The following is a 10,888-nucleotide window of genomic DNA, read 5'->3' on the forward strand; positions in this document are numbered from 1 at the left end:
GACCGGCCGACCCCTTCCCCCTCATTCAAGCGCTTTGTCCCATATGGCAACTTCTGCCTAGTTTGCCAGGGAAGATACTCCTGCCCGGCGCCGGATGCGGCCTGGCACGCCCTATCAGTCGACGATCACGCCGCTCAGATCGGGACCATCCTCCCGCAGACCAGGGCCATCCTCCCGCAGGCCGGGACCATCCTTCCGCAGACCAGGGCCATCTTCCCGCAGGCCGGAGCCATCCTCCCGCGCAACCCGCGGACCGGGGCCCTCCTCCCGCGTGACCCACGAGCCGGGGCCGTCCTCCCCCACAGCCCGCAGGCCGGAGCCGCCCTCCCGAACGACAGGCAGGGGATCCGGACGTTTCCCGCCCGCACGACCACGGCGCAGCCAGACGAGCCATGCCGGTGATGCGCCTCCGCCTGCGTGAACGGAGTAGGCGCCCATCATCCAGTCCGCCAGACGGTCACGGTCAACGACGATCATGCCGTCCTCGCTCGCGGCCTGGTGCGCCTGCTTACTCAGGACGCTGGAGGTCACCAGGACGCCCCTGTGCCCCCTGTAAGCAGGGGCTCGCAGAGCGCCGATGAAGTCACGGACCTGTCCGGGCCCGACCGGCCTGGTGTAGAGCTTGCACTGGACGGCGTACGGGATGCCGCCCGGTGCGGTGCCGAGGACGTCGATACCGCCGTCACGGGCTCCGCCGATGACCCTGACCCCGCGGAAACCCTCGTTGCGCAGCAGCTCCGCGGTCAACTGCTCGAACTGCCCGGGAGTCAGCCGGCTGACCGCCGCACGTTCCAGCACCTCCCTCCGATATTTCCGGCCCGTTCTGCGCAGCACAAGGACCACGCAGGCGGTGAGAGCGACCAGGACAGCGGCTATCGCCAGAACAAGCGGCCACACGGAGGTGAGCGCGTTGAGCGCGTACGGAATCAGGATGATCACGATCACCGCGCCAAGCAGCCAGAGCACCCAGCCGTTACCCGCCCTACGCCGAGGACGCCTCCGTGCGGGTGACCGTCTTCGGGCCGAGGATCGCCTCCGCGCCGGAGATCGTCCTCGCGCCGGTGACCTACGCCTCGCCATCGTGAGACCTCCGCATTCGGGGGTGAAGTCAACAGCGAGTCTGACCCGCCACACCGACAAAAACCCTCCGGCCGCTGCCCCCATCACCATCGCCAAATAAAAAATTGGTCCCATATAACCGGAAATCGCCTGTATGGCTAAGTAAAATCACCCAGCAAAAGTCCACGCAAAGGAGAAGCAAAGCCAGCCTGGAGATCACCGGATACAGCCAGCGTGGAGCGCCTTATGTCGGAGCAGTTTTCGTTGTTTCGCCCTGATCCGGAAGTGGTACGGAGCGAGCCTCCCGAAAATCGGTTCCAGCGGATGAGAGTCCTCATCACAGTCAAGACCGCCCCCAACCCCTCGGAAACATACGGTGAGACCGTGTGCGTGGCCGCGCTCAGGCTTGATCTCGATCACCTGGGCTGGATAAGGCTCTATCCGATCAATTATCGAGCTTTGGAAAGCAACTCACAGTTCCGCAAATACGACATCGTCACGCTTGAGGCCAAACCGAGAACGAAGGATCCTCGAGTGGAGAGCCGGCAACCTCGATTGGACAGCCTCAAGACAGAAAATCACCTCACGAGCTGGGAAAAGCGAATGGCGTACCTGGATGACCACGTCGAGGACTCCATGTGCGATCTTCTGTCCGCTGTCCGTGACCAACCCGCTGCCAGATCACTCGCGGCCGTCAGACCAAAAGAGATCCTGGATCTCATCATCGAGCCCCACCTTGGTTGGAACCCCGCAGATCAGCGGAAGATCGAACAGTATGTCGCGCAGTTGGATCTTTTCGAATCCGGACCGCGCACCGCTCTGCAGGCTCCTCGATTCAAGGCCTGGTACAGGTACCGATGCCACTCTTCGGGCTGCAACACACATCGCCAAGGGATATACGACTGGGAGTTGGTCGCTCTGCAGCGGAATGTGCACGCCCGCGATGACGAAGGAGTAAGGGAAGCCATCCGCGAGAAGTTCCTGGACCTGATGTGCGCGCCGAAACGGGACACCATCTTCTACGTGGGCAACCAGCTCGCCCATCCGCAAAGCTTCATGGTGCTCGGCGTCGTCTATCCCCAGCGGATCAAGCCGGTACGGCGCGGCTGAACCGGTCGCGGATCGCTTCCAGCACGAGGTCTCGATGGCAACGTCGCTCGTCGGCCTCGAAGCACATGATCGCTATCGTCTGCTGCCGAGCGGCCTCTGCGATCCGCTCCAGACATTCATGCGCGCCGGAATCCAAGATCTGCTCGACATAGACACCGCGGGCGATCTCAAGCTCGGCTGGGTCCCCGCCGAACCCCGGCCTGTTCCACTTGGGATTTCCCAGCGACCGCATGTGATCATAAGCGATTCCGGCATCGGCAAGGGCGCCGGACAGCGCTGTCTTGCTAAATCCGCGCTTGCGGGAAATGGGGTTCAACCTGACGTCGACGAGGAGGGTGACCGAGCTGAGATGCAATCGCTCGATAAATTCCGCAAGATCGCAATCCTGATAACCGATTCCGATCATCTGCTGGTCCCGCTCGGAGCTAGGCATGAACAGTAGCCTCTCACGCTCCCGCGACGGCTGCTTGGCGGAGTTCGCAGCTGTCGGCAATCTCCGCATAGATGACGATCAGGCGTTTCAGCCGATTCGCCTCCATCGGTAGCTCTCCCGCGCCGGTCGAGGTTTTGGTCGCTCCCGATTCCCCATCCGACCGGCGGTCACCCGCCGACCGGGTCTCCGGCCTCGAGGGAGGCCGCGCCGGGCGCGTGCCGGGTACGGGCGTTGTACAGGAGGGTGATGACGACGATGACGAGGGGGAAGGCGACGGCGACAAGAAGGCCCGCGCGCAGGCCGGAGCCGCCGTCGTCGGGAAGCAGATCCGCGAGGCCGCCCAGCAGCGCGTTGCCGGTGGTGGAGGCGTCGGCGACGGCTCCGGCGATCCAGGGGCCGATGGCGCCGCCCGCGTCGCCGAAGACCGCCAGGACACCGAACATGGCCGCGCCGCCGAGGGGGAAGCGGCCGGCGGCGAGACTGAAGGTTCCGGGCCACAGGAGGCTGACGGCCAGGCCGCACACCGCGCAGCCGACGAGGCTGACCACCGGGTTGGTCGACAGGCAGGCGACGAGATAGCAGACGGTCGCCAGGGCGCCGCAGGAGGCCATGGCGGGCACCAGCGGGATCCTCTCTCCCCACAGGCCGTAAATGATGCGGCCGACACCCATCAGCACGGCGAACAGGCACGGGCCCGCCAGGTCTCCCCAGACCTTCGAGACGCCCAGGCCTTCCTCGGCGAAGAGGGACGACCACTGCGACATGGTCAGCTCGGCCGCGCCCGCGCAGAGCATCAGCGTCATGGCCGCGGCGAAGGCGGGGACGCTGAAAAGCTTTCTCAGAGAAGTGCGGTGCTCGTCGGGGACGGTGGCGGGCAGCGGCACCTTCAGGAAGACCACCAGGTTGATCAGGGGGACGATCGCCCAGGCCAGGGGCAGGATCTGCCAGGCGTCCTGGCCGATCTGGGCGAGCAGCAGCGTGCTTCCCGCCACCACCGCGACCTGGCCCCAGCAGTAGAAGGAGTGCAGCAGGCTCATGGCCGCGGCCTTGCCCTCCTGCGGGCTGGGCAGAGCGTCGACGACGGGACTGACGAGCACCTCCAGCAGGCCGCCGCCGACGGCGTAAACGATGATCGCGACGCACAGTCCCAGATACGGGGAGGGCGAGACCGCCGGGGCCACCGCCAGCAGCGCCAGCCCCGCCACCGACAGGATGTGGGCCACCACCAGCGGGACGCGGTAACCGAGCCGGTCCACGAACCTCACCGCCACGATGTCCGTGACCAGCTGGGTGGCGAAGTTCAGCAGCACCAGACGCCCGAGCATCTCCAGCGGCAGGTCGTAGCGGGTCTGGAAGACGATGAACAGCAACGGGGCCAGGTTGTTGACGATGGCCTGGGTGACGTAACCGGTGTAACAGGCGCGGCGGGTGTGGTCGAAGGTCATCGTCATGGGGGAATGCGCGTCTCTTCCTGGCGGGGGCTGGCCGTCTCGCACCCTATGTGGCGAGACGACCGGACATGACACCCGCCCTCCGGCTCCAGGGCGGTGCCCCCGAAACGAGGGTCAGCGCCTGCGCTTCTTGCCGTGTCCGCTGGGACGGCCGCGCGCGCCGGGGGCCTGACCTCGCACCAGCCGCAGCGGACGGCCGCGATCTCGCATCTGCTCGGCCACGAGGGTACGGAACTCCTCGACGGCCACCCTGTCGGGGTGCCCCGAGTTCTGCACCCCGGTGGCGATCTCCGATGCCTGGCCGGGAGGCAGGGCGGCGAGCTGCTCCCGTACGGCCTCCGGCCCGCCCAGCTCCAGAAGCGTGAGCAGTCCTTCGGTGATCAGGAACAGTTGCTCGCGGCCGGTGAGGTCCTCGGGCCCGAGGAGGCCCTCGTCGACGAGGGTCAGCACGGCCAGGGGCCTCAGCTTCGCGTCACCGCGGAGCCCGCGGAGGAGCGCCCTGCCATCGGGAAGCGTCTCGACAAGGATCTTCAGCATGGCCGCCGACCGGATGCGGAACGGGCATTCGCGTACGGCCTCCAGCAGTGGCTCGACGTCCCCGCCGTGCGCCGCCAGCCAGCCCTCGATCTCCTCCTTGGCCGTCTCCAGCGTGTAGTGCTGGGCGACCACGCCGAGCATTTCGGCCGGTGCCTCGTCCGCCAGCTCTCCGACCAGGGGGGCGTCACGGCCCCCGGCGAGCATGCGCTCGCGCACGGCCCGGACGCCCAGGGGCGTCAGCCGTACCAGCGGGCCGGGTTCGGCGAGCCGGGTGAGGAGCCGCGCGCACACCTCCGGCGGCAGCGGGCGCTCCTCGCCGTGCTCCGCCTCGAAGTCGTCGCCGAGGTCGGCGGAGAACATCTCGTCCGCCATGCCGTGGCTCAGCTCCACGGCGCCCAGCCCGGCCAGCACCTCAAGGGCCCGGAGCAGGTCCCTTTCGACCCCCGGCCGGAGCGACTCCGTCGAGGGGTCCTCCTCCTCGTCATCGAGCCAGAGGTATTCCCGGCACGCCAGCCACACGGTCTCCTGAAGCCGCACCACCGGCGTCGGGTGCGGAATGCTGTAGATCGTGTTCAGCACGTCGGGCAGTATCTCGTCGAACGTCAGGGTCATCGGCGAGGATCTGCCCCAGAAGGCGTCCGGCGCGCACACGACCCCGCCGAGGTCGAAGAACGTCTCGAACGCCCGCCGCCACAGCGCCTCCGGGTCACGGAGCAGCGGCGCGGCCTTGGCCACCCGCAGCACCCGCCCCTTGCTCACCCGCACCAGGCGGGCCTTCTTCGCCCAGGCGAACAGCAGATCGAGCAGGGGCGTCTCCGTCGAGCCGCGCGCCGTGGAGTCCTGCTCGCCGGTGCCGAGCAGTCTTGCCAGTTCGCGGGCGTCGGCCGGCCGGAGGTCGCCGGTGGCCGTCAGCTCCCGGCCGTCGGCGCCCACCCAGCCCGCGAGGGCGGCCAGCCGACGGACGGTCCCACTGTCCGCGGCGGCCGCGGCGAGCTCCTCTCGGGGCGGAAGGCCGACGGGAAGCTGCGCGTATGCCCGCGCCTGATCGAGCGGCGGCCTTGTGAGGCTCGCCTCGATCAGGCGGTCGAGCAACTCGCCGTCGTACCGGGCTCGTCCGGCGTCGACGTCGCGCTGGAACCTCTCCAGGGCCTCGCCGTCGCTGAGATCGACCCCGTTGTCCAGCGCGGCGAGCGTCCAGAACTTCCCGACTCCCTGCCGGAGCGGGTCGGCCAGCGCGGCCGGGTAATCCGCGGCCGCTTCGGCGACGGCCTTCTCAAGCGTGGCGATCGAAGCGCCTCGCGGGTCGCGCAGCCCGGAGGCGGCGAGGTAGCGCAGGAGCGTCAGCAGGCTCTCCGGGGCGGCGTTCAGAGTGTCGGGGTCGGCCACCACGAGCTGGGGAATCCACTCCAGCAGCAGTCGCCGCACCTCGACGGGGGTCCAGTGACCGAGGCGCCCGTCCGAGCTGAGGTGCCGTGAGTCCAGGGCGGCCGAGAGCATCCCCTCGTCGGCCCGCATGCCGTGATCCGCGGCCCAGTTCTTGCAGCGGCGGAGCAATAACTCCTTCGCCGATTCGTACTCCTCGGGTTCCTCGACCTCGAAATGGGTTCGCACGCCGTCCGTGATCCTTTCAGCACGCCGCGATCCGGTGAGAGCGGTACGGAACCATCCGATGATCCGGCTCCTGTAACCACCCTACGACTCCGGGTCACCGCCGTCAGGAAACTCGCGCCACGGCGATGTCCCGCATTCACCCCCGGGGAGAACACACCTCATCGCACATCCGGATCCGATGCCGTCTCCGGATGATCACGTGGACGGCACTCCGTGCGACCTTCTCCGGATCCATGGACGACGGACGCGGCGGTCGAAGGCTCTGCGTGCGGCCTTCTCCGGCTCCGTGTACGACGGGTGCGACGGATACGGCCCGCTCCGCTGCCTCCTCGACGGCCACCCGTCAGCTCGTTCGAGGGCCGGGCGCCTACTTGAGCTGCAGGACCGGGGCGGCGGTGGGATGGCGGTGCGAGACGGGCAGGCCGAGAGTGAACCAGACGACCTTGCCGCCGGAGGAGGGGCGGGTGACGCCCCAGTCTCCGGCCAGGGAGTCGACGATCTGGAGGCCCCGGCCGCCGGTGGCGTCCATGTCGCGCTCGCAGATCCGGGGTGCGCCCGCTCCGGGGTCGAAGAGCTCGCCGTACACAAAGCTCCCACCGCCGCAGATCCTGAGCGCGCACGCGGCGCCACCGTGCCTGACGGCGTTGGTGACCAGCTCACTGATGATCAGTACGCAGTCGTCGACGAGGTCGTCGGCGCCCCACAGGGAGAGTTCGCGGCGGACCATCGAGCGGGCTTCGCGCACACTCGCGGGGGCCGCAGGCAGCAGGCACTCAGCCTCGTACTCGGGAGCGGCGTCGGCGGACACCGCGGATGAGTTGTGATGGCGAGACACTGCGCCTCCTTTCGATGGGAGCGCTCCCACAACCAAATGTAGAACATTGACCCCAGTCGTGTGAATTGATTACGAAATATTTGTTTCGACCAAATGTCGCAAAGGTGAGGGGAGGTCATGTCACCAGGGGCAACGTCTCGACCTCCCTGGAGATCACCTTCGAGAAGACCGCGCCGTCAGTGGAGCTGGGGCAGTACCTTCGCGCCGAACGCGTCGATGTAGGCGCTCTGCTCCTGACCGACGTGGTGCAGGTAGATCTCCTCGAAACCCACCTCCGCGTACTCGTTGAGCCGGGCCGCGTGCCAGCCCAGGTCCGAGGAGACGTTGACCACCTCGGCGACCTGGGACGGCGAGACGTCGGCGGAGGTCACGTCGAAGAGCTCGGCGGTTTCGAGGTCCCAGCTCACCGGCGGGGAGAAGACGTTGCTCCGCCACTGGTCGTGGGCGATCGCCATGGCCTCCTCGTCGTTCTCGGCCCAGCTGAGATGGACCTGGAGGGCCGCCTTGCCCTTCCCGCCCGCGTCCCGGTAGGCCCCGACGACCTCGCGCAGTTTCTCCAGGGGCCCGTTCACCGTGATCAGGCCGTCGGCCCACTCCGCGCACCACCGCGCCGTCTCGACGCTCACCGCCGCGCCGACCAGCTTGGGCGGGACGTCCGGACGGGTCCACAGGCGGGCGCGGTCCACGGTCACCAGGCCGTCATGGCTGACCTCCTCCCCCGCCAGCATCGCCCGGATGACGTCGACGCACTCCCGCAGGCGCGCCATGCGGAGTTCCTTGCGCGGCCAGCGATCGCCGGTGATGTGCTCGTTGCTCGCCTCGCCCGAGCCGAGTGCGGCCCAGAAGCGTCCGGGGAACATCGCCCCGAGGGTGCCGATCGCCTGGGCGATGATCGCGGGATGGTAGCGCTGGCCGGGGGCGTTGACCACGCCGAACGGCAGTTCCGTGGCCTGGAGGGCCGCGCCCAGCCAGGACCAGGCGAATCCGGACTGCCCCTGTCTCTCGCTCCACGGGGAGAAGTGGTCCGACGACATCGCCGCCCCGAACCCCGCCTGCTCGGCCCGCGTCACCGCCTTCAGCAGCTCCGCCGGATGAATCTGCTCGTGTGAGGAGTGAAACCCATAAGTCGTCATCGTCTCCGGCTGCCCGAGATGCGGGCCCGTACTCCGGCTTTCACGCCGGAGATGGACCCGCGCGAACGCCCTCCGAGGCACTTCCTCGTTTTCGGGAAGGCTCCCGAGACCGGAGACGGGCGTCCCCGAGGAGGTGAGCCGCCACCTCCCCTTCGACCCGACGACTTCACGCGGGCGGTACGGCCTCCGCCCGGCGCACGCCGCATCGACGGCGTGCGCCGGGCTCGGGTGCTCTCAGAAGGCCGAGGTGTAGGTGGTCATCGAGCGGTGGCTCACCCGGGTGCCGGCGCTGTAGCAGGCGACGTTGCGGACGAACACGGTGGTTCCGCTCAGGGTCCACAGGGTCTGCAGGTTGCAGAACTCGGGCCCGGGTCCGAACGCGGTCGCCTGGACGTGGGTGGGCGCTGCGGCGACCTGGGGAAACAGCACCATGCGCAGGCCGACTCCGGAGCTCTGGACGGTGTTGACGCCCAGCTGGGAGTTGTGGTTGATGCCGACGGGCGTCGGTGCGTACGGGCCGGGTGCACTGGAGAGGTCGAAGGTGTAGGCGAAGTTCTTCGGCGGGATCGCCGCCCCGGTGATCGCCCGCTCACGCTGGTAGGTCAGCGTCCAGCCGGTGTTGAGAGGCACGTTCGTCGCGTTGAAGCAGCGCACCTGGATCATCTGACCGCTCGCCGTCGGGGTCCATCCGGCGACCTTGCAGCGGGCGGGCTGCGTGGGGTTGACCGCGGTCACCTGGATGTTGCCCGCGGCCGCCGGCGAGCCCAGGCCCGGCAGGGAGACCGTCCAGCTGCCGCCGCCCCCGGTGACGCTGTTCGGAGCGGAGACCGAGTTGAACTGGCCGGCGATGAAGGCCCCGTTGTAGTGGACGTAGCCGAACCCCTGCGCCACGGGCAGGGTGCCCGTGCTCGTCTCGAAGACGACGGTGTACTGGGCGAACACGGGAGCCCCGCCGTACCGGTAGCACTGCACGGCCACGACGAGGTCGGGGCCCGACGGTCCCCAGTTCTGGGCCTGGCACCAGTAGGCGTCCTGGGCGACCGCCGTGACGTGCACGACGCCACCCGTCGTCGCGATCTGCGGGAACCTCACGAACGACTGGCCCACGGCGCCGGGTGTGACGGAGACGTTGAACCCGACGGACCAGCTGCCCGCCTGGTGGGCGGGGCTGGGAATGCCCGAGTAGGCGTTGACGTAGGCGAATCCCCAGCGGTCCGGTACGGCGGCCTGCGCGCTCGTGGCCGTGGCGGCGAGGCCCGACACGAGCAGAAGGGTGACGCAGAGGATCCGTAAAATGACCTTTCGTAACTGACGCATGTCGCTCTCCGTCGAATCGAGGGGATGGGCAGCCGGATACGACAGCGGAGCCGTACGGCAGGGCTGCAGCGAGTGGCGGGGTATCTGGCTCACGATTTCGTTCCTGCTCTTGATAACCCGCCCGCCGACCTCTGAGAAGACCCAATCTCACAAGGAGATCTGACTGTCCCAAACACATTGGGTCAGTGTCCTGACCAGACACGACGTCACGAAATATCTATGCTTGCCGGGTGAAAACGCATAGGCCCATCAACCAAGATCCACGAAAAGGGGTGAGAACGTGCCGACGATGAACGCGAACGTCCCACGTGTCATGTGGCAATTACTGGAGCCTCTACACGCCGTCACCTATTTCGCCCCGGAAGCGCGGGCGGCAGCGGACGCGATCGGCATGCGCGGATTCTGGATGGGCTATTTCGCGATGAGGGCGGCCCCGCTCGGGCCGGTGGGCCCGGACGTCGTCACCGCCGCCTTCCACGGCTTCCATCCGGCACGGGTGCGCCGGGCGCTCCCCGACGCCTGGACGTTCGCGGCCCCCTCCTCCGTGCTGCGAGCCCGGCTCGACGGGGCGGGAGCCGCCCTGGAGCGCCTGCTCACGGACACGACGCTCGACTCCGATGATCTGCGCGCGGCCGCCACGCTCGCCTGGAAGGCCGCCGAGCACGCCGACACCGCGGGCCGGGTGCTCGGCGCGGCGAACCAGGCTCTTCCCGCGCCGGTCGAGCCGCACCTGCGGCTGTGGCAGGCCGCGACCACGCTGCGCGAGCACCGGGGCGACGGGCACGTGGCCGCCCTCGTGGCTCACGGCGTGTCTCCGGTCCAGGCGCACCTGCTCAAGGCCGCGGCCGACGAGACCGACATGGAGCTCCTGCGTCAGGGGCGGAAGTGGGATGACGCCGACTGGATCTCCGGCGCCGAGGCCCTGCGCGAGCGGGGGTGGCTCGACGGCTCGGACCGCCTGACCGCCGTGGGCGCGCAAGAGCGGGACCGGATCGAGCAACTGACCGACGAGGCGGCGGCCGGTCCCTGGCGAGCCCTCGGAGACGAGCTCACCACCACGCTTGCCCGGCTGCTCCGCCCCCTGGCCGGCGCGATCGTCGAGTCGGGCACGTTTCCGGTCACGAGCCCGATCGGCCTGCGGTGGCCGCCCTCGGACGAGGACAACCTGGAGCCCTCGCTCTCGGCCGCCTCCGCGCGGCACCGGAGCGACTGACCCCGGAGACCCGCGACCGGCCACACCTCGCGAGACCGGCCTGTCCCGCGCGTCACCGCTTCCTCGTGGTGTGCGGGTCGGGCTCGGCAGGGGCCGGGGTGTTCCGCGACGGCCAGGCGAGACGGGTTCGTTCGAGCGCGGCTGGGCGTGCCGTGTCCGCGCGGGAAGGCTTCGGGATCGCCCGGGCCG

Annotated in this window: 9 protein-coding genes; 2 read left to right on the top strand and 7 right to left on the bottom strand. The window is 68.6% G+C overall.

The window, feature by feature from the left end; genetic code table 11:
* Nucleotides 1-114: 114 nt before the first annotated feature.
* Nucleotides 115-966 carry a restriction endonuclease gene (locus DKM19_RS37800; protein ID WP_162642069.1) on the bottom strand — a complete coding sequence of 284 codons (852 nt, stop codon included), beginning with the start codon at nucleotides 964-966 and terminating at the stop codon, nucleotides 115-117.
* Between the two features lie 339 nt (nucleotides 967-1,305).
* On the opposite strand from DKM19_RS37800, the gene DKM19_RS37805 reads away from it, so the two are divergent.
* A complete protein-coding gene (locus tag DKM19_RS37805) occupies nucleotides 1,306-2,169 on the top strand; it encodes a hypothetical protein (protein WP_110702564.1) in 864 nt (287 codons plus the stop codon).
* On the opposite strand, the gene DKM19_RS37810 is transcribed toward DKM19_RS37805, so the two are convergent.
* The 6 genes from DKM19_RS37810 to DKM19_RS37835 form a co-directional block, all read right to left on the bottom strand.
* Entirely contained in the window at nucleotides 2,147-2,602 is a 456-nt protein-coding gene (locus DKM19_RS37810) for a DUF488 family protein (RefSeq protein WP_110706278.1), read from the bottom strand. The two genes, DKM19_RS37805 and DKM19_RS37810, sit on opposite strands and share 23 nt — an antisense overlap.
* A gap of 167 nt (nucleotides 2,603-2,769) precedes the next feature.
* Nucleotides 2,770-4,053: a sugar MFS transporter gene (locus tag DKM19_RS37815; RefSeq protein ID WP_204358416.1), complete on the bottom strand. Its 1,284-nt coding sequence runs from the start codon at nucleotides 4,051-4,053 to the stop codon at nucleotides 2,770-2,772.
* A gap of 114 nt (nucleotides 4,054-4,167) precedes the next feature.
* Nucleotides 4,168-6,201: a hypothetical protein gene (locus DKM19_RS37820; RefSeq protein WP_110702565.1), complete on the bottom strand. Its 2,034-nt coding sequence runs from the start codon at nucleotides 6,199-6,201 to the stop codon at nucleotides 4,168-4,170.
* Between the two features lie 367 nt (nucleotides 6,202-6,568).
* Complete coding sequence (locus DKM19_RS37825) at nucleotides 6,569-7,036, bottom strand: ATP-binding protein (protein WP_162642070.1); 468 nt, start codon at nucleotides 7,034-7,036, stop codon at nucleotides 6,569-6,571.
* 176 nt (nucleotides 7,037-7,212) lie between these two features.
* The gene (locus tag DKM19_RS37830; protein WP_110702567.1) at nucleotides 7,213-8,169 is read right to left on the bottom strand and encodes a TIGR03885 family FMN-dependent LLM class oxidoreductase; all 957 of its coding nucleotides are present in this window, start codon (nucleotides 8,167-8,169) and stop codon (nucleotides 7,213-7,215) included.
* 234 nt (nucleotides 8,170-8,403) lie between these two features.
* A complete protein-coding gene (locus DKM19_RS37835; protein ID WP_110702568.1) occupies nucleotides 8,404-9,486 on the bottom strand; it encodes a hypothetical protein in 1,083 nt (360 codons plus the stop codon).
* A 289-nt stretch (nucleotides 9,487-9,775) separates the two neighbouring features.
* Here DKM19_RS37835 and DKM19_RS37840 point away from each other — a divergent pair, with 289 nt between their 5' ends.
* Nucleotides 9,776-10,699, top strand: a complete 924-nt coding sequence (locus tag DKM19_RS37840) for a hypothetical protein (protein ID WP_110702569.1) — start codon at nucleotides 9,776-9,778, stop codon at nucleotides 10,697-10,699.
* The last annotated feature ends 189 nt before the right edge of the window (nucleotides 10,700-10,888 follow it).

Origin of the sequence: Streptosporangium sp. 'caverna', assembly GCF_003203775.1 — a bacterium.
GTDB lineage: Bacteria > Actinomycetota > Actinomycetes > Streptosporangiales > Streptosporangiaceae > Streptosporangium > Streptosporangium subroseum.

Coding starts and splice junctions, on each gene's coding strand:
- DKM19_RS37805 (WP_110702564.1), top strand. CDS start 1,306: ATGTCGGAGCAGTTTTCGTTGTTTCGCCCTGATCCGGAAGTGGTACGG.
- DKM19_RS37810 (WP_110706278.1), bottom strand. CDS start 2,602: ATGCCTAGCTCCGAGCGGGACCAGCAGATGATCGGAATCGGTTATCAG.
- DKM19_RS37815 (WP_204358416.1), bottom strand. CDS start 4,053: ATGACGATGACCTTCGACCACACCCGCCGCGCCTGTTACACCGGTTAC.
- DKM19_RS37830 (WP_110702567.1), bottom strand. CDS start 8,169: ATGACGACTTATGGGTTTCACTCCTCACACGAGCAGATTCATCCGGCG.
- DKM19_RS37835 (WP_110702568.1), bottom strand. CDS start 9,486: ATGCGTCAGTTACGAAAGGTCATTTTACGGATCCTCTGCGTCACCCTT.
- DKM19_RS37840 (WP_110702569.1), top strand. CDS start 9,776: ATGAACGCGAACGTCCCACGTGTCATGTGGCAATTACTGGAGCCTCTA.